Source organism: uncultured Deefgea sp. (assembly GCF_947072475.1).
GTDB lineage: Bacteria > Pseudomonadota > Gammaproteobacteria > Burkholderiales > Chitinibacteraceae > Deefgea.
In genome coordinates, this window is record NZ_CAMTIA010000012.1 from 1 (window position 1) to 21,923 (window position 21,923).

Genomic DNA, 21,923 nt, shown 5'->3' on the forward strand with positions numbered 1-21,923 from the left:
AGCGCAGCATGCCAGAGTCAGTGAAGAAATTGCTGTGGTACGGCTGAGCCCTTACTATGATTCCGACGAATCTGCTCCGTGACGTGCGTATGGGGGCAGACATGGGGTATGACCGACATCGAATTAGAGATAACAGTGGTAAATGGCATAGGGTGATGCGTCCATCAGCGGAGGATTATTTCCCGACCGAACGTCAGAGCAAGTGTTACGCTTCCATTGATGAACTTGATGCGCAGCGCCTGACTTGTGTGTATGAGGGGCAGAGCAACCTCTGGTTAACGATTGAAGCTCCCGATATGAAAAACCGCGGGCTCCTCATCGAACTTGCCAAAATGGTACGCACATGGATTGGGCGAATTGGCGAGACACTGGAAATTTTTAGCGAGCAAACAACCAAAAGATCAATAAAGGTCTACCTGCATTTTGCTGGTAGCGACGACATTGAAAGATTCGAGAGTGAGGCCGTTCCTCGTGACATGAACACTTTCTGGCAACTCGAACGAATCCGTGAACAGGGGGCTCTTCGGGTAGTACTCAAGGACGGATTCCTTGCTGGATTTCGTGCGCCAGATAACCGTTCAGAGCGAGCCCTTGTGCGTGCACTCAGCACTGCGTTTGCGACTCTTCTCCGGCTTGATGCTCCGGTTGACTTGGCGATCAAAATTGAACAGATGGCGGTTCCCAATAACACAGCTCGAAGCTTCCACCTTATGCAATCGTTCGATTTCAGTGTCTTTATGCGCGATTCTTTGACCCGCAGCCTTTTGTCCGTCGAAAACGTCGAGTCAGGTGCTGTCCGAATTGAGCTCGGGTGGCGTGCGGTTGCAGCCGATGCTCCTGCATTGTACGAGGGCAAGAAAGCGGTTGGGAAGCTTCTCCACGACGTAGTTGATGTACTCCTTCAGGAGATACAGGACGAGCTTTTCCGTTTTGATCGCAAGAAGACCCTCATGCGCCTTCTTGAAAACTGTGAAAAGGCACGCAGTGACGAGAACCTCTGGCACCGTACGGCTGCAGCCATCCTCGGTCTGCATGCAGGAGAGGATGGTGTCGAAGAAACAATTTCTCACCAATTGGGACGTTATGCTGGTGCGGCAATGACCTCTCGGCTGGTCATCGAGCAGGCTCTTTGTGTATGTCCCATAGACGGAGGGATTGAGCCCTCCGATATAGCACTCGGTCGGCTCCTTGCACGCGCGTCACTTCTTTTTCGCATCGGCGGCATGTCGGATGCGGTACGCTTTGGCGCGCTGCCGGCCATTGTCAGTATCTCCTCCCTAGGAGATCTTCTCTTCCGCGACGAGCTCGGTAAAATGGTACTCGAACCCTTGTTGTCGAAGGAGACCAACGAGCGGTTCGAAGCACATGCAGCACGATTCGAGCAACACTACTCAAAAGTGGGTGAGACGGAGCCCGTGGTTGACGAGGAAGAGTATGCTGACGATGCCAAGCTCGATGACGATACCGAGACCTTCCTTGCATTATGGGAGGCGGAGATGGGATTTACTCTCGACGACGCTCTGGGCTTTGTCAATGCACTTGAGCAAATCGGCATGGCGCAAAACTCTGCTATTTTCCCGATGAAATGGAGCCAGTTGGAGGCCGCCAGCAGGTCGGCTGGGCTCGAAGACGACGTCATTGGAGCTTTTCTTGACCAGTTTGTGCTTAGAACGCGCCCGAAGTGGGATAAGGTGCCAGTCGGGTTTGACCTTTCCGACATCTACCCTTGGCGGTTTGGCCGACGCCTGTCAGTTGCAGCTCGCCCCTTGTTGCAGGTGAACGATAGTCATGACCCGTTGGTGATCGTAACGCCCGGGCTCTTGCGCACGTCGCTACGGTACATCTTCGAAGGGGCGCGCTCGGGGCGGCTCAAACGGGATTTTTTCCGTACGAAGGAGATGCGAGACGACTGGTTAGTGATGGCACGAGAAGGACACACATTCGAGAAAAACCTTGAAAGGGAACTCAGCGACGCTGGATGGACTGTTCTGCGCGGCGTTGGCTTTCCAGAAATCCTGCGACGAAACCTGCCAACAGACCCAGGCGACATCGATCTTCTCGCTTGGCGTTCAGATCGCAATCAGGTGCTCATTGTTGAATGCAAGGATCTTTCACTTGCCCGAAACTACTCGGAAGTCGCCTCTCAGCTCTCCGAATACCAAGGCGATGACATAAATGGCAAACCAGATAAACTAAAAAGGCATTTGAAGCGTGTAGCGCTAGCGCGGGAGAACATCACTGACCTGGCTCGGTTCACGTCCGTGACAGACCCTGAGCTTGTGTCTTGGCTCGTCTTCAGTGGTGCGTCCCCGGTCGCTTACGCTCAGTCGCAGATTGCTGCACTGGAAGGTACTCATGTCGGGCGACCAGACAACCTACTTGAATTTTGATAAAAGGTAACCGGCTGTAGTCGATCAATAGTGGCAGTAACCTGCAGAGTGGCAATGCTAAAAAGCAAACACGACTTACACGGAAACACGTAAATTTAGAACAACTTGAATCGGATAACGCGCTGACTGCACTTGGGTGGTGACAGCCACTTATCTACTTACTCCCTCGGTAAAAATGACTAACAAAATCGTGCTCGACTGCGAAACATTCGAAACTGCTCTCAATAGTTTGGCGAGTATCTTTCAAACCACGCCGGATATCTTACATTCCCAACTCTCTGCAGAGGAAATCGCTACATGTTTTGAAACGCATTGGCGGGAGCTGCCAGATTTCGGAGAGTATCTTTATTCGATAGTTGAAAAATACCATGGAGACCCTTTGTCACTGGATGCAGTTTGTTGGTTCCACACGACGCGCATACTTCCGGGAACGGTTTTTTCGGAGGGCATTCTCCCTCTTAACGCGGCACTACCTTTGTTAAAAGAAATGCTGATCCAAGCGATTGACGACTTAAACATCAGAGAGCAATTGCGAAGATCTCTCGAATCAGGCTGCATCGCTGATTTTCACTACTCCTATAAGACTCAAAATTCCATTCACTGGGGCCCGTATGGCATTTTGGTCAAGGAAGTTGCATTCCATTCTCAAAAACTAAGCCAGCACGATTATTTAGCAATGCCCGAGATAATCGAAGACATTTGCAATGGGTTTCAGAAGACATCAGGCATAGACCTGATGCCTGAATATAGTGCAAAACTTAAACCTGCAATCATCAAGTTCGTCCACCCAAACAACTCTGACGAATTATGCCTCGCCGCAGCCTTGTGCTATGTCTATTCCCAAATTCATTCGGGTGCGCCTTGCTCAAATTCAGTGTTTTGCTTTGATGGCGAGAACAATCCGGTTCCTCCTCAGCACATCTTGAAGATGGAAATTGTTGAGTTAGCCCATCCCTCTGCATAGTTTTTCAACGGAAAAGATAGCGAATCTGCACACGAAAAAATTCCGCTTGCGATGGTGCAGTAGTGAAGGTCTGAAATGGCCAATCTGTCGATGCTGACGGATCAAAAATGAAAGGCCGCTAACCATAAGGTTGCGGCCATTTATATATTGAGGTTAGCAAGAGTAATTTGCTAAAACTGACAATAACATCAAATTGAAGCTCGAATTTTTTTCTCGCCAGAATCCACGCTCTGATAAATCAAAGTGTTGATTGTCATCGGGCCAACGCCGCCAGGCACTGGCGTATATGCTGCGATACGATCAATTAACGGGGAAAGTTCTATGTCACCTACGCCACCCGGGTGATATCCAGCATCGACGACTACTGCGCCATCTTTAATCCATTCGGCTTTGATAAACTCAGGTTTACCTACCGCACCAACAACAATGTCGGCCTGTTTGATCAATGCAGACAAGTTCTGAGTTCGCGAGTGGCAAATGGTAACGGTGCAATCCGCATTCAGTAGCATCATCGCCATCGGTTTGCCGAGGATAGGACTACGTCCAACAACAACGGCGTGTTTGCCTGATAATGGAATGTTATAGGCCTCAAGCAAACGCATGATGCCTTTTGGCGTGGCACAGCCATAAGCCACTTCTCCCATGCTCATTCTGCCAAATCCTAAGCAGGTCACACCATCTACATCTTTCTCTGCACAAATTGCATCAAAGCAAGCACGTTCATCAATTTGTTCCGGAACTGGGTGCTGTAATAAAATGCCGTGCACGTTTGGATTGCTATTTAGTTCATGAATTTTTGCTAGCAGTTCATCAGTTGTCGTCAAAGCAGCTAGTTCAATTTTTAGCGACTCCATGCCGATACGTGAACAGGCATTACCTTTCATTTTGACGTAAGTGGCGGATGAAGGATCCCCTCCAACCAAAATCGTGGCGAGAATGGGAGTTTGACCGTTTGAAGCCAATTTCAGTGCAGTCACCCGAAGCGACAGTTCTTGTTCTGTTTTAGCGGCAAGGGTTTTGCCATCTAGGATTAATGCTGTCACTGGGTAAGTCTCCACCGATTAAAAATCAAACGTATTTTCACATAAAAATAGGCTGAAAATATAAACACTTAAAATTTGACGAAAATGCGCAAACTACATATGGGCCAAGTGGCCGCTTCGGCCGAGAAGCACTAGCCTGATCCCAGAAAACGAAAGGCCGCAACCTGATGGTTAGCGGCCTTTCGTTTTTCACGCTTCGACATCTACAAATCGGCCAAAGCGGCCAATCAAAACCTATTTATTGATGGCCAAAATCACTCAGCCACAACAACCGGTACGGTGTCCGCTTGATGGACTTGTTAGGCGTTCTTTAAGTACTCTCTCTGAACTTTGTTTGTAAGTTCAATCCTCTGTATCTCGCTCGGAGTAAATAAGAGCTGTACAAAACCCTCTTGTGCGGCATGCAAATTCCCCGTGTCTTCTATTTTACCTTCCGACTTTAGCTTACCTTCTAATTCATGGATAAGCCGAACCAACTCTTTCCCCCTAGAAGTCAAAGGCGCCATAAATGATGGCTGCATTTCGCGATCATACCAATCAATCATGCAATCCGAGAAATCAACATCGGCTATACGCTGGTACACTATGAACTTTATATAATCAAACAAGAAGTTATGTTCAGAGTCGCCTACTCCGACCCCGAATGGTGAATTTTGATTATGTAATTCAACTTCTGCCACGGTCATCGCTACATCCATGCCAAAGTATAAAGAGCGGCATATATTAGTTAGACCTGAACAGAATAGATTTAAATAAGTGACAGGGAACGATGCATTATCACTTTGTGACTTAATCAAATAATCCAAAACTTCTTCGACTGACATGAAACCCTGATCTATCACCGCAAACCCTTCAAAGAGAGTTTGAGCGCTGGTGGCTTGTAGGACATTTGACTTGGGTATGCTGATGCCCTTTGCATCTGAAGGCTTAGCAACCCTCAACGCCTGACGGGCATCTTGCCAGTAACTTAAATTAGTATCTGGGCTGTGAATAATTATAAGTACAGGCAAAGGAAATCTTTCCCAGTAAAATCGGTGTTTCTCATCTGGATGGAAAACCCAATCTCCGTTGCTCTCTTTAAAAAATGATGGGCCCGATTTTATTTGAACGGCAATCATTCTTCCTGTCGCGAATCCTTCAGGACTAACATATTCAATCTGACCATCAATACCAACATCAGCCATTGGGGTTTCACGCCAAATCTGACCAATTTTCGCCATAGCTTCAGCTACAGCATTTACTCCTAGCCTCTCTTGAGAATTGGTCTGATTGTATTTGGGAAAGCTCATTTTTTCCTTGATGGCCTAACGTTTAGGTTAAGAGGCTGCGGCATGCCGCCCCAGAGAGCGAAGCGAACGATTTGAACCGTTTGTTAGCTTTGTCACGTCAGCACCGGTAAGAGCGGCTGAATTTCATTGGGCTTTTTTAAGGTCTGCTGCTTGTAGCCGCATTAGCGGCAGGCCAAGTAATCGTGCGATGAATAGTTCGAGGCGAACCCAGCCTGAGGCTTCTGCCGCAGGCGACTCCACTAGAAGAACGGCGTGTGAAGCTAGTAGCGCCATGATTACGCGCGACTGCTCCCATCGGGAGCCCGAGTCATGCAAACAGTGTATGAACGGTGTACATACTTGTTGTAGATGCATATCCAGAGATCGAAGGGCTTCTGTGGTAACTATCCCGTCTCTGCGCGAGTAGCTGACGAAAAGCTTCATTTAATAGCTCCTCCTAAGTATAGAAGCCAGATTGATAGATTTATAACGACTAACAATATGTAGAGCCACATAGAGTGATTGAACCCTGCGGCGAAAATGCGTCTGTATGCAGGGGCTGATACTCGTGATGGTTCGATAATTTGCCCTACAGAAGGAATAATTATTTTCAGATCATTTTGCAAAGCTAAACGAGTGCGAATTGCCTGCATTGTTCCTCGAAGTTTTACCTGATAAAAGTAACCGGTCGCATCTAGAAACCAAAAACATAAAGGTATCAAAAGACCGGCAACAAATATCGAATGATCAAGTTTGTCCAGTGTGAACTTTGCCATAAGGGTTAGCACTACAAATAATGTAGTAACACAGAACTTCTTTATCTCGAAGCAAAAGCTGCTGATTTGCGCGACAGCCCCGTGCAGTTGATCGAGGAGCTTCCAGTCAAGTTCGTCTTGCAGGGTTTTTGTATAGGGTTTAGTCATTATAGCCTGCAGAGCCTAACGTTTAGGTTAAGGGGTGGCGGCACGCCGTCCCAGAGAGCGAAGCGAGCGATTTGAACCGATAGTTAGCAGCCTAGCCACGATTTGATTTCTGAAATAAATTCTTCATCGGATAAGCCTCGCTCTTTGTTGAATATGTCTTGTTTTATTCCGTTATATTTTTGACCTACTTTGTCGCCCTGCAAGTAAGTACGACAAAGCTGCTCGGTGGTAATTAATACGACGCCATTGTTGTTTGTGTGCGTTTCGCTGTATAACGCCCAGCGAAGGTTAGATTCAAGATAGGCTGGCCGCTTTGTAATAATTTCTGGCTGATAGCCGCTACCATTTTTGCCACCTATTCCAAGGCGTCCCATATTTGGTTTTAAATGCTTAACTTCAATAAAGTAGAGTCCGGTGGCTCCGTGGTTTTTGCAAATCACTATGTCTGCAATGTTCTTGTTTTCAAGCAAGACTATACCTTCTTGCATGTTACAGATTTGTTCTGTGATGAGGCTTCTAAGATGGATCTCAAGTTCTTGTTCGTTTTTGAAATGCGATGTCATATCTGGCTACTAACGTAGAGCTAACCGGCGCTGCGCGGCTTTATCGCGCAGCGTCCAGCGACCGAAGGGAGCGAGGTTGCGCGCCATGTTAGACCGCGGTAGGTACGTGGCGAACAGGCTTAGGAAGAAAAATAAACTCCCCGAACTTTTGCGAAACAACCGCAGCCATTTCGTCATGCGAGACGGTGGGTTGGTATTGTTTGAGAGCTCCAATTGCCCCTGTGCGAAGGCTGAACGGGAAAAAGCCTGCGGCAAAATCCAGTGCAACAACCGAATCGTGTTCAATTGCTATTAAGTATGCAAATTGCAAATAAAGGCCGCTTAGAGAACTGGTCTCTAGTTTGATGTTCGTAAAGTCGATTGGGCCGACAGCCAAAGAATGAACTGGGTAGCCAAGAAGAATTTGGGTTTCCATGCGTATTTCTTCTAGTAAGGTCTAACGTTCGAGCTGAGCGTCATCATCGCCTTCGCTCAGATTAAAAATACATAACGCCAGCGGCGATGATGTGCGCTCCAGCGAGGCTTTAGAATGATTAATAAAGACTTTTCCGTTGGTATCTACGCCGTTTTGCGAATTTTTATCAATTTATCCTGTAGCTTGAGTGGCTGCTCCTGGCCGACTACCGTTAGCTGACATGCAATTGTCGGCTTAGTTAGAAGCTGACGCAAAAGTAAGTTGCTTGTTGTCGTGCGAGGCGAACACTAGTGGCAGCTAAGGCCGAGAAGCTGAAGTTCAACCTTGATCCATTAGCGGCAGTTTTACTGTTGTCAGCTGCCTTTTTCCATAGTTTTAATGCTTGGTTAAAAATCCTATTCCAGGGGATGGGTTGTTTTTCGGTGGCTCGGGAGCCGGAATTGGCTTCAGAAGATATTGCTGCGTTTCAATCGCAGAAACATCAGTGACATCATTTAATCCATTCTCAATGGCGAGCACAATTTGGCGTCGTAGTTCTCTGATACTTTCACTTCGGAAGACAATCACCTGCAAATCAGCCTCACCCATCACCGACACAAAATATTGGCTAATATTTCGTTCCTTCAGCTCTCGCTGATAGAAATTTTGCGCAAATTCTCGCATTTCTTGCTTACTTGGCGAGAGAACCGAGTTCACTTCAAGCCGACTTTTCAGAGGGGCACTTAAGCAATCTGTATCGTTAGCGGTTAATATAAAACTGATGTGACTCATATTGATCGGGGTTTCAACGAAGTTATCCATAAAAGAGCGCGAATTTTCAGGTTCCAACAGCATTAAAATCGTATCACTTAAATTCCCGTGCTGACTCCCACTGGCTTTATCGACTTCATCCAGCAGAATAATTGGATTTGCAATTCCACATGTGGCGATAAACTTTGCCGGCCGACCCGCATCAGAGCCAGTCCATTGCTGTTGCGACCCCCGCAGCACCATCACATCGCCATTTCCTGCCAGCTGAAGATTTAAAAACGGTAGATTCAGTGCATTGGCAATTTTTGTGCATAGCCACGTCTTCCCATTCCCTGGTGGCCCTATCAATAATTGACTACCCAAATGAATCGGATATTTGCTTAAGCACTGCCCCACTAACCGACTCCTTAGCTTTCCCAGCAATGCGCCAAATTGAGGACATTCTGTTTTTAATACACTGATCGCATCCACATCAGCCTGAGACGCCATTCGCAATGGCTTGGGTTGTATTAATTTTTTTAGCAATTCAACTTTTTGGCTTTCATTTTTGGTGGCTGCCAACTGATTAATTTGCCTTAAGGCTGCAGTACGATCAGCAAGCAACACCGAGTTTTCCAATAAAACCAGATCCGCATGTTGGTCTTCATATGGAAGCGGAATCACCACGGTCCCCAGCTGAAACGTTAACGGAAAAGGACTCACCCAAAACCATATATTGCCTTGCCGTTGATGTGCCCAACTACTTTGCAGGTAATTTAAATCCGGATCATTCAAATAGGTTACCAAGCTTGTACTTTGTGTAACCCGCAACAAATCAAAATAGCCATCATCAGCATTGCCTTTAATTTCTGCAAAGGGTAACGCTAAATCAACACAGACTGATTTAACTAAATCAGCGATTACTGTTGTCGAATAAGTCGGCAAATGAAAGATGATCGGTTGCTGCATATTAAAATTATTTCTACGCTGAAGCTCCGCTTTGAACTTAACTGCCCACTCCGGTTGAGCAACCTCAATGTGATCATGTTCCTCGCACATTTCTGCAGCAATAAAACCCTCATCGTCAGACGCTGGACCATCGAAAAAAGCAGTGAGATCGACAAATTCATATTCTGCATAGTCAGGATGATCATTTAACACCCGCATGCCAGCAGGAAGTGGTCGCGAGCAAAATCCTGGCACAACAACCGATTTCGATGCAACACCACTGGTTACAGGTTGAGCGGCGTAGGATAAGCGATGCATGCGCGCCAAGGTTTCATAGTCTGGTAGGTGCTTCATGTGTCTTGATGATGATGCAAAATAGATTGACTTGCTCATGCAAATGCTCCTTGATATATTAACCTTCAAAAGAACCATAAAATCTTCTACAGGACAAAAAAACCTCTTAAAGACAAATATATTCTTTAATTTAACATTTGCAAGTTATTTTATATTCCAGAAGGTTTATATGATTTCAAGGAGATCATTCCTGGCTAGTCAACACATTTAGCAGAAGTCAGCTTTGTGAACTGATTCGGAGCAAATAAGCAGCCTTACTTTGCTACAAGGACTGTGAGCAACGACGAGTAAACTTGTATTTATCCTAGATAAGACCCAGCAGCACACCTTATTTAGTGATGTGTCAGATTAATTTTTTCGTACTCTGGAGTGAAATAAATTGGAGGCGAAGACAAACCCTATGAACTTTCACAAGGGCGTGCCCTACTTTGCAATTGCAACGCATGCGATTGAGCGATCACAATGAATCACAACAGCTCAGCACAACTGGTGGGAAAAACGGTGGGAAGATTTTTCTTGAATGCAAAAAAGCCCTGAATAATCAGGGCTTTAGTTTAAACCTGTGGCGGAGAGAGGGGGATTCGAACCCCCGACAGGAATTAACCTGTGGCCGCTTTCCAGGCGACTAACTTAAACCACTCATACATCTCTCCGCAAGAGAGGCCGAATCATACCGAACCCATCCCTTAATGGCAAGCGTGGCGCGGGATTAATTCAAATCCGGCGCTCGCTCAGCCTAATCACACTTCAGCGACTGGGATTTTGCCAATTTTGGCTTGCCACTCTTTTGGTGCGGTGGCATGCACTGATGTGCCATTCGAATCCACGGCGACGGTGACGGGCATATCGACGACATCAAACTCGTAAATGCCTTCCATGCCCAAATCGGCAAAACCCACTACGCGGCTGGCCTTGATCGCTTTAGAGACCAAGTATGCTGCGCCGCCAACGGCCATCAAATACACTGACTGGTGTTTTTTGATCGCATCAATCCCAGCAGGACCGCGCTCGGCTTTACCGATCATGCCCAGCAAGCCGGTTTCTGCGAGTACTTGCTCGGTAAATTTATCCATGCGTGTGGCGGTGGTTGGGCCTGCGGGTCCGATGATTTCATCGCGCACGGCATCAACTGGGCCAACGTAATAAATAAAGCGCCCAGCAAAATCAACCGGCAGTTTTTCGCCTTTATTGAGCATATCAACCATGCGCTTATGCGCTGCGTCGCGCCCAGTCAGCATTTTTCCGTTAAGTAACAGCGTTTGGCCGGGTTTCCATGTCGCAACTTCTTCGCGCGTAACCGAGTTCAAATCGACTCGGGTGGCGGCGCTAGATGGCGTCCACGTTACATCGGGCCAGTCTTCCAATTTAGGCACTTCCAATACCGCAGGGCCTGAGCCATCGAGCGTGAAATGCACATGGCGCGTTGCCGCGCAGTTCGGAATCATCGCCACCGGCAAACTAGCGGCGTGCGTTGGGTAGTCTTTGATCTTCACGTCGAGTACCGTCGCCAAACCACCTAAGCCTTGCGCGCCAATGCCTAGCGCGTTGACTTTTTCGTACAGCTCGACACGCAGTTCTTCTACGCGATTTTGCGGGCCACGGGCGATCAATTCGTGAATGTCGATTTCTTCCATCAACGCTTCTTTGGCCATCACCATGGCTTTTTCGGCTGTGCCGCCAATGCCAATCCCCAGCATGCCCGGTGGGCACCAGCCTGCGCCCATTAAGGGTACGGTTTTCAACACCCAATCGACGATCGAGTCTGAAGGATTAAGCATGACAAATTTGGTTTTGTTTTCCGAGCCGCCGCCCTTGGCGGCAATATCAATCTCCACCGTACAGCCCGGCACGATTTCATAGTGAATCACCGCTGGCGTATTGTCTTTGGTGTTTTTGCGTAAGCCTGCTGGATCCATCAAAATCGACGCGCGCAATTTATTGTCGGGATGCAAGTAAGCACGGCGTACGCCTTCGTTAATCATGTCCGTCACGCCCATCGTCGCGCCGTCCCACTGCACGTCCATACCAACGCGAACGAACACCGTCACAATGCCGGTATCTTGGCAAATGGGGCGATGCCCTTCGGCGCACATGCGGCTATTGGTCAGAATTTGCGCGATGGCATCTTTGGCAGCGGGGCTTTCTTCTAATTCATAAGCCCGACCCAAAGCTTGGATATAATCCTTAGGATGGTAGTAGCTAATGTATTGCAAGCTATCAGCAATGCTGGTGATGAGATCGTCTTGGCGAATCTTACTCATTGTATGCTCCGTAGGGTCCAGTTTTACGCCCAAATTGTAGCGTATCCTGCGGCACTACCGATCATCGGTCTGCTAGATATTTCACCTACATCGTTAAATTTAATTTTTAGAGTTCATGATGACGCCGCTCGCCCACTACCTTGCGCAACAACCGGTGTTTAGCCCTGCGGGATTGTTGCCGTTTTATTTTGGCACCAATCAGCTTGGCTGGGTTGAACCGGAATTCGCCTCGATATTATGTAGTCAGACTCAAGACTGGAAAATAAGTCAGCAAACGCTCTACCTTGACAGCCCGCAGCCAGCACAAGCCATGTACCAAGCGGCCAAAATACTGCAACAACAAGGCTTAATCCAAGGTTGGCGTAATGAACAATATGGGGTCTATGCCCCCAACTCGAATAGCGCCGCCGATTTTACTCAGCCTTTATGGGCATTAGAGCGCGCCGCCTTTCGCCGCTTTGGCCTACTCAGCCGCGCAGTGCACATCAATGGCTACTACCCCGATGGCAGCTTATGCATTGCAAGGCGCGCCAAAACCAAGAGTATTGACCCAGACAGATTAGACAACATGGCCGCTGGCGGCATACCCCTTGGCGAAGAGCCTAAAATTTGTGCGATACGTGAATTATTTGAAGAAGCGGGTTTGAATGATCAATTCAGCAATACGCTGGTGTTGCAAGAAACCATCCTGATGCAACGCAACGAAATCGATGGCACTCACCGCGAACTACTGTATTGCTTTGATTTGGCGTTGCCGGAAAATTTTACACCGCACAATCAAGACGGTGAAGTCGCTGCTTTTTATCGTATGTCGCCAAAACAAGCAATCAACGAACTGAGTCTAATGACTTGGGATGCAGGCGTGGTGACGGCTCGCTTCTTACTGCGGCAGCAATTTTAGTGCTTGTGATCGAAATAAAACCCTAGTTCAACGCTAATACCTAATTAGCGTGTCGCGTAATTGACGCAAAACTAATCTAGCCACCCATTTATTAATTAAAAAACAATAAATTAAGGCAAAATAGCTAAAAAAACTAAAAATCAGCCAATTCATTTAAAAAAAATTTTTCAAATATTATTTTTTCACCTCACGCGAAATGACATAAATAACGCTAAAAATGCAGAGCAACAGGAATACAAACTATGCCCAATTATGCCACCTATGCCAAGCTAGCTTTAGTTTCATTGATCTGGGGTGGCACCTTTGTTGCCGGTCGCTATCTATCTGCAGATGTGCCTCCATTATTATCCGCCTGCCTGCGATTTTTGTTAGCAAGCATGACATTAATCATCTTCATTAGCATCAAAAATAATTTAATTATTGAATTATCAAAATCACAAACACTTAGATTAATTACACTTGGATTCTTCGGTGTGTTTTTGTATAACGTTTTCTTTTTTTATGGTCTGCACTATACCGATGCTTCACGAGCCTCTCTGATTGTTGCGCTCAATCCGGCATTAATTGCGCTAACCGCCTTTTTTATTGAAAAAGAAAAAATATCTCGCACCAATTTAATCGGAATAATGGCCTGTGTAGTTGGCGCGATTACCGTTATTCTCAGCAAAAGCACCATTTCTCACTCAAGCAGCGAACTATGGAAAGTCGACTTACTCATTTTTGGCTGTGTAATCAGTTGGGTAATCTATACGGTATTTGCAAAAAAAATAGTTTTGGAAATTGGCCCAATTCATACCGTAACTTATTCTGTGATTGCAGGTACGAGCATGTTATTTATGGCGCTTATTTTTCAAGGCGGAGATACCATTTCAGCGCTGACCTTAATCACGCAAAAACAAATATTGAGTCTGGTCTATCTTGGCGTGATTGGATCGGCTATAGCTTATATTTTGTATTACGATGGAATACAAAGCATTGGCGCTACAAAAGCCGGCGGATTTATTGCGCTCAATCCGCTATCTGCGGTGATCCTTAGTTTTTTGATTCTGGGTGAAAACTTAAGTATTTCCATGTTGCTCGGCGGCATCATCGCCATTACGGGCATCTATTTTTGCAACAAATAGCGCATTCAATTAGCACGGGAAAAGTGATTCCTACAATCATCCCATTTCAATAAAAACCATAAATAGCGGCCAGAACATCAGACTTTACCAGGCGTTTAAAAGTTCGACATGCTCGGTGGCGTTAACTCGGCAGGCAGGTGTGGCGCTTTGGCCAGCCAGCTCACTAAAGCGGCGCTACTCATGGGTTCGGCGATCAAATAGCCTTGCACTTCGTCACAGCCCATCACGGCCAAAGCTTGCCAGATGGCGATGGTCTCCACGCCTTCGGCGACGACTTTTAGCCCCAATATATGGCCGATTTCAATCATGGAGCGAACGATAGAGACGCTTTCAAAGGTGCTATTCATCGACATCACAAACACTTGGTCGATTTTTAATTCATTCACCGGCATTTTAGCCAAATAGGCAAACGACGAATAACCAGTACCAAAATCATCAATGGATAGCCGCACGCCAAGGGAGCGTAGGCGAGCGAGATTTTGCAGCATCACGTCGGGCTTGTGCATCACACCGGTTTCAGTGATTTCAAGACAAAGATTCGCCGCGTCGCCCGCCTTATTGAGCTGCGCTTCGACAAAATCGACAAATTGCACATCTTCCACATCACTCACCCCCACATTCACTGAAATCAGCAAGCGCAGTCCGGTTTGTTGCCAGGCGATTTGCTGACGCAACACTTCGTGCAACACCCATTCAGTAATGCCGCGTAATTTTCCGGTTTTTTCAGCAAATGGAATAAACAACCCTGGAGAAATCCAACCACGACTCGGATGCTGCCACCGCACCAAAGCTTCGGCCGCATTCACCTGCCCGGTGGCCACATTAATTTTGGGCTGGTAATACACCACTAAATGATTCTCTTGCAACGCTTCGCGTAAATCACCCAACAGCGTAAATTGATCTAAACGATTGTCTTCTCGCGAAGGATCATATAAAACACTGCCTTCACGGTTTAATTTGGCAAAGAACATCGCCACTTCAGCATGACGCAACAAGCCCTCTGCCGTATTGGCATGCTGTGGAAAGATGGCGATCCCCGATCGGATCGCAATATGAATTTTTTGTTCGCCCAATAACAGCGACGCCGATAAGGATTCTTCTATTTGCCGCATTTGCAGCTGAACTTGCGATTCATTCTCTGCCGAGAGTAATAAGGAAAACACATTGCCCGACACTCGCCCCACCAACCGAACCGGATTGGCTTGCAGCAAAGAAAATCGATCCGCGATAATGCATAAGGCACGGTCACCCGCTTCAAAACCAAACGCATCATTCACATAACGAAAATCAGCCAGATCAATCATCGCCACCGCCAGCCATGGTGGATTTCTACTGAGCGCCACGGTTAAGGCTTCAGCAAACTTCACGCGATTGGGCAAGCCGGTTAATCGATCGGTAAATGCTAACTGATGCAATAAATGTTCACGCGCCGAAATCGCGTCGCCCATGGCATTAAACGCCGAAGCCAAGCTGCCCAATTCATCGTGCCGATGAATTGGCATGCGGACATCAAATTCACCCGCAGCAAAGCGGCGCACCGCCAAAGAAAACCGCCGCAATGGCGCGGTCATTTTATTCGCCAAAATAGATGCCACGCCTGCACCCATTAAAAACAACAATAAACAACACAAAGCAGCCTGAACTTTAAGCTGACTTTGCTGCGCCAATACCGATTCCATCGAGATATCAGCCGCTAAAACATAAAACCCGCCGCCCTTGCGTGGCAGCGCCATGGCGGTTGAGCGAAAAACACCATACTCATCCCTCACCTCGCCAAAATAAGTTTTACCACTGTCTAACGCGGCCTTAAATCGCAATTCTTGATCGGCATACGGTTGCAAATAATGCCCATAGCGACCCTCTTTCACCTCGTCCGGACTGGCACTGTCGGCCAGATAACGCACCTGTCCTTGTTCCATCGCCAATACATATAAATAGCGCACGCCAACTTGCTCGGCATAGCGATTTAACTGCAGCACATTGCGCTCATAATCGGCGCTGGAAATCGATTTACCGCTGAGGGTACGATCTAGATATTGCTCAGGCAACACAAAAGGAATCGCCCGCGCAGCAGTCAACAATCGACCATCCAGCTCGGCAATTAAGGCGGTATTTAAAAAAACATACAGCGCAGCAGACAAAGCCATCGAAATTAATAAGTTCAGCAGCAATAAAACCAATAAAACCTTGGTTCTTGCGCCTCTAAACTGATTGATTAACTTCGTACGAAAATCCAAAATAGCGCCTCAAACTCAAGATCCATTGATTGAGCTTAATTAATAGACTGATTTGCTGCAGCGCGCAAAGAAAGTTACGTGAAATCTAACCAATAAACCACTTTCTTCTATCTTTCAGTTTATCTTGGCTTTCTACTGGGTTTGGCTGTAAACCAATGGTATCCAAAGCCGCCCATTGGGGGCTTACTTGGCAGCTAAACAGCACATCACGGCGAAAAGCATGAACTTCAAGCGAGCGCACCGGCAAGTCAGCGCCTTGCGCGGCAGTAGCCAGCATGGCGTCAAATTGACTGGCGTTCACTCGCAAGCCATCAATCGCCACCAGCACGTCTCCTGCAGCCAAGCCCGCTTGTTCTGCGGCACCGGCCGTCATTACATTGAGCAACTTCACCCCCATGGCATCACTTGCACTCTTCACGCCCAAGCTCAACTTGGGCGCGGCCGGTTGTGCTACCCACCCACCCCGATCTTGCGCCGAATCGGCGGCCCTTTGTTGCCAGACAATATCTAAATCGGCGAGCAATGCTTGCAATGGCAGCGGCGCAGTTGAGCGTAAGCCCAGTTCAAATAAAGCTGACAAATCAACACCGGTGACTCGCTGGGCCAAAGCTTCCCACTCGGCTTCGGCAATCCCTCGGCCAGCGGTCTCGAAGTTCAGGCCATACTCTTGCCACAATGCCCGCATCACATCATCCAACGATTTTTGCTGCTGGGTGGCTTGGCGGATGGTTAAATCCAAACACAGCGCAAATAGCGCGCCTTTGGTGTAATAGCTCACCAGCGCATTAGGGCTGTTTTCATCTGGTCGATAATACTTAACCCAGGTATCAAAGCTGGCGTCTTCTAGATTCTGCACTAGACGGCCATACCCCCGCTCAACACTGGTAATGGTTTGCGACAACAAATCCAAATAGGCCTGCTCTGTAATCACCCCTGCGCGCAGCAAACATAAATCATCGTAATACGATGTAATCCCCTCAAACGCCCACAATAGTCGCGAATAATTCTCTTGGCTTAAGTCATACGGCGCGTAAGCGGCAGGTTTAATCCGCTTCACATTCCAGCTATGAAAATATTCATGGCTGCATAAGCCCAAAAACTGTCGATAGCCCGATTTAACCTCAGCCTCATGCGCACGAGGCAAGTCACTGCGATTGCAAATTAACGCCGTCGATGCGCGATGCTCTAAACCGCCGTAGCCCTCGCCCACTGCCAGAGTCAGAAATAAATAATCTTTAAATGGTGCCGGTGTGCCAAAAAATTGAATTTGATACTCGCAGATTTTTTGTAAATCTTGCGCCAAGCGCGGCAAATCGGCTTGATGTCGCCCCGCAATCACCATGCGATGCGGCACCCCTGCTGCCATAAATTCAATTTGAGAAAAATCACTCATTTCAACCGGATGATCAATGAGATCATCGTAATTTTGCGCCAGATACTGACCAAACCCAGCCGCATCCACCTGCTGCGCAGGCAGGCTGGTGGCCACTTTCCAAGTATCGTTCTGGCTCGGAACCATCGTTAAGCTGCAAACTTGATCTTCTTGCCCTGCCACCGCCAAGAAAACGCTGGTGCCATTAAAAAAGCCGCGCTCATGATCCAAATACGCACCGCGTACCGATAAATCAAAGGCATACACTTGATACGTTACCCGCAACGGCGCAGCAACCGCGGCGGCTTGCCAGCTCGACTTGTCTAATTTAGTCAGCGGCACGCGAACACCAGCCGACTCGGCTTCAATACTGACGATATGTTTGGCAAATTCACGCAGCAAATAACTACCCGGAATCCAACTTGGCAAATGCACGATCTGCCCTGCCGCATCAGGCTGCTCAATCGTCAGCTCAACCGCAAACAAATGCGCGGCGATAGAGTGGGGTGTAATTTTGTATTGAATACTCATGATCAATAGCGACCTCAAAATGGGTTTTGCGTCTTTTATTCAAGCCAGTCGTTCAATGCGGCTCATATTGACCGACCTGCCTAGCCACGACTTCTTAAAACAACAGACCTTTGCAAAAAAAAAATGATCGCCAAGTGTTACCTGGCGATCAATCACTTTAAATCAGTTTGTAGAATGGCGCGGTCATTTACCGCGCCAGCCCTAGCGAGATTACTCTCGACGCCAGCCAGTGCCTTGCGCCGTATCTTCCAGCACAATCCCAGCCGCGGCTAATTCATCCCGAATTCGATCCGATTCGGCCCAATTTTTTGCCGCCCGCGCTGCTTTGCGCGCCGCGATTGCCGCTTCGATTTGCTCAGCTTGCCAAGCACTATCGCGGCTACCCGCTTGCAAATATGCTTCTGGATCGCGCTGTAATAAACCCAACACATTGCCTAACGCTTTTAACAAACTCGCGGCAGCAATGCCTTGCTCAGTAGCGCCGTGTTTATTGGCTTGCAAGGCCAACTCAAACAACACCGCCACCGCTTCGGTGGTGGCAAAATCATCATCCATCGCCGCTTTAAAACGCGCCGCCATCGGGTGTGACCAATCAATAGAAACTGCTTGAGCAGGAATCGACTTTAGCGTGGTGTATAACCGCGTTAAGGCGTTTTTAGCATCGTCTAAATGCGCGTCGCTGTAATTGAGTGGGCTGCGATAATGCGCGCGCAAAATAAAGAAGCGTAAAACTTCAGCGTCGTATTGCGCTAAAACGTCACGAATAATGAAAAAATTACCGAGGCTTTTCGACATTTTTTCATTATCAACATTGATAAATCCATTATGCAGCCAGTAATTGACATAAGGATGGCCGTGCGCGCCTTCTGATTGCGCGATTTCATTTTCATGATGCGGAAACTGTAAATCCTCACCACCACCATGAATATCAAATTGCTCGCCCAAATGGTGGCAGCTCATTGCAGAGCATTCAATATGCCAACCGGGACGACCGCTACCCCACGGTGAAGCCCACTTCACTTCATTCGGCTCTTCAGCTTTAGCGCTTTTCCACAACACAAAATCCGCTGGATCTTGCTTATTTTCGTCAATATCAACGCGCTCACCGGCACGCTGATCATCTAAATTTTTACGCGATAATTTGCCGTAGCCTTGAAATTTACGCACCGAATAATACACATCGCCATTGGGCGCTGAATACGCCAAACCACGATCAAACAACTGGCCAATAATCGACTGCATGCCATGAATATGCTCAGTGGCACGGGGCTCATGATCAGGGCGAATAATCCCCAGCGCAGCAAAATCTTCATTCATCGCAGCAATAAAGCGCTCGGTGAGGGCATGAATCGACTCGCCATTTTCTGCGGCACGGCGAATGATTTTGTCATCAATATCGGTGATATTACGCACATAATTCACTTGGTAACCCGACTCACGAAACCACCGCGTGATGACGTCAAATACCACCACCATCCGCGCATGGCCAATATGGCAATAATCGTAAACCGTCATCCCGCAAACATACATGTTCACAATGCCGGGCGTCATCGGTTTAAATTCCTGCTTCTCGCGGGCCAAGGTATTGTACAAAGTGATCATAAAGGGCTCGTAATTGGATTTAGTCCGTCATTCTACCAAAGCTACCGAGTACGCCCAACGCTGTTTACTGAAAAATTCAAACCTTGCTTTGGCTTTCACTCGGCACCTTTAACGCCCAACTCGGTGATATACCCAACACCAGCAGATTGATTTGGCATTTTTGCGCTAATAACGAGCCTTCATTCGAGGTATTTTCGCCCACCGTAGCCCGAAACGCCGAGCAGCAGTCGAACTAGGCCGTAACAAGTCCACACCACAGCCCGACGTAAATAACTGGCTTGATGTATATGCTCGGGCAAAATAAGCAGCGCATCACGCTGCAAGCGGTATTGCAAATCAGCCCGCAGCTGCAGCGCGAAAGACGCATTCTCAACAACAAGATTCGCCTCTCGCGCCAGCAACAAACTAAATGGATCAATATTGCTTGACCCCACGGTGGCCCAGACTTGATCAATCACCGCCACTTTGGCGTGCATAAATCCGCTTTTATATTGATAAATCTCGACGCCAGCGTGCAATAAATCACGGTAATACGCCCAGCTGGCGTATTGCAGCAAGGCATGATCGCGCTCGTCTTGCAGCAAGAGCACCACCTTCACCCCCCGCTTAGCGGCGCGCATTAAAGCTTGGCGTAAACGCAGACCGGGCAAAAAATAAGCGTTGGCGATTATAATTTCAGATTGCGCCGCTTCAATCGCTTGCAAATAGGCTTTTTCAATCGCATGCCGATTGCGCGCATTATCTCGCACCACCAGGCGCGCTTTAGCGTCGCCGACTACCACCGGCAATGGCCATTGCCTGCGTGCAAAAATCGATTTTTTAAATTGCATCCAAGCGGTATACCGCCACTCACGCAGCAAGGCCTGCTCAATCTCCAGCACCACCGGCCCTTTGACGGCAACGGCATAATCGTAGCGCGGCGCCATGCCGGGGCCATCATCGTCGCTAATGATATTGATGCCGCCGATAAACGCCAGCTGGCCATCAAAACAAGATAATTTTCGATGCAAGCGCCGTAAACGTGAGCGCTTGAGCGCAAAACGGCTCACCTCGGGGCGAAAAAACAAAACTTGCACCCCTGCGCCCTGCATCTCTTGGCGCAACGTGGCCGGAAAAGCATAAGCGCCAAAGCCATCGAGCAATAAGCCGACTCGAACGCCGCGTTGGGCGGCGCGCATCAACGCGCGGGCCACCGCAAGGCCGATGTCATCGCTCGCAAAAATATACGTTTCAAGGCGAATTTCAAACTGAGCCGCGTCAATCGCCGACAGCAGCGCAGGAAAAAACGCCGCACCATCGCGCAATAAGGTCAGTTGATGCCCTTCATAACAAGGCGGCGTCATACCTGATTTAAACTACGGGATAACGTGGCCAATAAAGGCGCGTGGTCCGACAAGCTGCGCCAAGGCGCGCCGTGCAATACCTCGGCCGACTCAATACTAAAACCACGGGTATAGATACGATCTAAAGAGAAAAACGGCATTCTGGCAGGAAAACTACGCGCATGCGCCCCATGCAAAGACTGAAAAACTTCGTCCATACCCAATTCAGATTGCAACACTTGGCTAACTTCACCGCGCCAATCGTTAAAATCCCCCGCCAGCACCAGCGGCGCATCTTCAGGCACTTGCTCAGCAATGGCGCGAATCATCAGTTGCAATTGCTTACGCCGATCCGAGGCACGTAAATTCAGATGCACACAAAAAGCATGTAAAGGTTGCGCCCAACGCGGTAAATCTAACTGACAGTACAGCAAACCCCGTTGCTCAAACCGATGCAAAGTTAAATCGTGATTACTGCGATGCAAAATAGGAAACCGCGACAACAAGGCATTGCCGTGATGCCCGAGTAAATAATGGGCATTACTACCGTAAGCAGAAAACAGCGCGTCGCCAGCCAAATACTCATGCTGCGCATCCAGCGGCCAAGTATGGATTTTTTTGGCTAAATCATGGTGCAGGCCTTGTACTTCCTGCAAAAATACAATATCCGGATCGAGTGCTTTTAAAGCATGCCGCACGCCATGCAATACAAAATTCTGATTGAGCGGTGACATGCCTTTATGAATATTGTAAGAAGCAATCTTTAATATATTTTCTTTATTTTTCAACGCTCTACCCATTTTTATTTCGAGACAAGATACAAAAACCCAATCAACGAGGGTTAAAGCCAATGTTTAGCTAGCCACTTTGTTATTTGTAAACTCGAAATAAGTTCAAATGACATTACTCTGACACGCCGCCACCACAAAATAAAGCACGTCAAACCTTAACACAAACACCAACCATCGAGCCTACA

Annotated in this window: 16 protein-coding genes and 1 tRNA gene; 4 read left to right on the forward strand and 13 right to left on the reverse strand. The window is 47.8% G+C overall.

Features of this window, described 5'->3' with window-relative positions; genetic code table 11:
* Window positions 1–56 precede the first annotated feature (56 nt).
* Window positions 57–2,390, forward strand: coding sequence for a hypothetical protein (locus Q0V82_RS06060; RefSeq protein WP_297573608.1), 2,334 nt, complete (start codon window positions 57–59; stop codon window positions 2,388–2,390).
* Window positions 2,391–2,565: 175 nt separating this feature from the next.
* Window positions 2,566–3,354, forward strand: coding sequence for a hypothetical protein (locus tag Q0V82_RS06065; protein WP_297573612.1), 789 nt, complete (start codon window positions 2,566–2,568; stop codon window positions 3,352–3,354).
* A gap of 188 nt (window positions 3,355–3,542) precedes the next feature.
* Here Q0V82_RS06065 and folD read toward each other — a convergent pair whose 3' ends face one another.
* The 8 genes from folD to Q0V82_RS06105 all read right to left on the reverse strand — a co-directional run bounded on the left by folD (window position 3,543) and on the right by Q0V82_RS06105 (window position 11,858).
* Window positions 3,543–4,397 (reverse strand): bifunctional methylenetetrahydrofolate dehydrogenase/methenyltetrahydrofolate cyclohydrolase FolD, encoded by an 855-nt coding sequence (gene folD / locus Q0V82_RS06070; RefSeq protein WP_297573614.1) that lies wholly within the window; start codon window positions 4,395–4,397, stop codon window positions 3,543–3,545.
* A gap of 299 nt (window positions 4,398–4,696) precedes the next feature.
* Window positions 4,697–5,686: a DUF4365 domain-containing protein gene (locus Q0V82_RS06075; RefSeq protein ID WP_297573617.1), complete on the reverse strand. Its 990-nt coding sequence runs from the start codon at window positions 5,684–5,686 to the stop codon at window positions 4,697–4,699.
* A 419-nt stretch (window positions 5,687–6,105) separates the two neighbouring features.
* Window positions 6,106–6,588: a hypothetical protein gene (locus tag Q0V82_RS06080; RefSeq protein ID WP_297573619.1), complete on the reverse strand. Its 483-nt coding sequence runs from the start codon at window positions 6,586–6,588 to the stop codon at window positions 6,106–6,108.
* A gap of 83 nt (window positions 6,589–6,671) precedes the next feature.
* Window positions 6,672–7,151, reverse strand: a complete 480-nt coding sequence (locus Q0V82_RS06085; RefSeq protein ID WP_297573622.1) for a hypothetical protein — start codon at window positions 7,149–7,151, stop codon at window positions 6,672–6,674.
* Window positions 7,152–7,239: 88 nt separating this feature from the next.
* On the reverse strand, window positions 7,240–7,566 hold the full coding sequence (locus tag Q0V82_RS06090; protein ID WP_297573625.1) for a hypothetical protein: 327 nt from the start codon (window positions 7,564–7,566) through the stop codon (window positions 7,240–7,242).
* Window positions 7,567–7,941: 375 nt separating this feature from the next.
* Complete coding sequence (locus tag Q0V82_RS06095) at window positions 7,942–9,636, reverse strand: AAA family ATPase (RefSeq protein WP_297573629.1); 1,695 nt, start codon at window positions 9,634–9,636, stop codon at window positions 7,942–7,944.
* A 524-nt stretch (window positions 9,637–10,160) separates the two neighbouring features.
* A tRNA-Ser gene (locus Q0V82_RS06100) sits at window positions 10,161–10,250 on the reverse strand.
* 87 nt (window positions 10,251–10,337) lie between these two features.
* On the reverse strand, window positions 10,338–11,858 hold the full coding sequence (locus Q0V82_RS06105) for a fumarate hydratase (protein ID WP_297573631.1): 1,521 nt from the start codon (window positions 11,856–11,858) through the stop codon (window positions 10,338–10,340).
* Window positions 11,859–11,973: 115 nt separating this feature from the next.
* Between Q0V82_RS06105 and Q0V82_RS06110 the strand changes: the two genes are divergently transcribed.
* Together Q0V82_RS06110 and Q0V82_RS06115 are read left to right on the forward strand one after the other, a co-directional pair.
* On the forward strand, window positions 11,974–12,759 hold the full coding sequence (locus Q0V82_RS06110) for an NUDIX hydrolase family protein (protein WP_297573634.1): 786 nt from the start codon (window positions 11,974–11,976) through the stop codon (window positions 12,757–12,759).
* A 242-nt stretch (window positions 12,760–13,001) separates the two neighbouring features.
* Complete coding sequence (locus Q0V82_RS06115) at window positions 13,002–13,883, forward strand: DMT family transporter (RefSeq protein ID WP_297573636.1); 882 nt, start codon at window positions 13,002–13,004, stop codon at window positions 13,881–13,883.
* A gap of 95 nt (window positions 13,884–13,978) precedes the next feature.
* Here Q0V82_RS06115 and Q0V82_RS06120 read toward each other — a convergent pair whose 3' ends face one another.
* The 5 genes from Q0V82_RS06120 to Q0V82_RS06140 form a co-directional block, all read right to left on the reverse strand.
* Window positions 13,979–16,120, reverse strand: coding sequence for a bifunctional diguanylate cyclase/phosphodiesterase (locus Q0V82_RS06120; RefSeq protein WP_297573638.1), 2,142 nt, complete (start codon window positions 16,118–16,120; stop codon window positions 13,979–13,981).
* 85 nt (window positions 16,121–16,205) lie between these two features.
* The gene (locus Q0V82_RS06125; RefSeq protein WP_297573641.1) at window positions 16,206–18,023 is read right to left on the reverse strand and encodes a M61 family metallopeptidase; all 1,818 of its coding nucleotides are present in this window, start codon (window positions 18,021–18,023) and stop codon (window positions 16,206–16,208) included.
* A 210-nt stretch (window positions 18,024–18,233) separates the two neighbouring features.
* Window positions 18,234–19,625, reverse strand: coding sequence for a cysteine--tRNA ligase (cysS, locus tag Q0V82_RS06130; protein ID WP_297573643.1), 1,392 nt, complete (start codon window positions 19,623–19,625; stop codon window positions 18,234–18,236).
* Window positions 19,626–19,804: 179 nt separating this feature from the next.
* Entirely contained in the window at window positions 19,805–20,968 is a 1,164-nt protein-coding gene (gene clsB / locus Q0V82_RS06135) for a cardiolipin synthase ClsB (RefSeq protein ID WP_297573645.1), read from the reverse strand.
* Window positions 20,965–21,735, reverse strand: a complete 771-nt coding sequence (locus tag Q0V82_RS06140; RefSeq protein ID WP_297573647.1) for an endonuclease/exonuclease/phosphatase family protein — start codon at window positions 21,733–21,735, stop codon at window positions 20,965–20,967. The genes clsB and Q0V82_RS06140 overlap by 4 nt, the downstream gene beginning before the upstream one ends.
* Window positions 21,736–21,923: the final 188 nt, after the last annotated feature.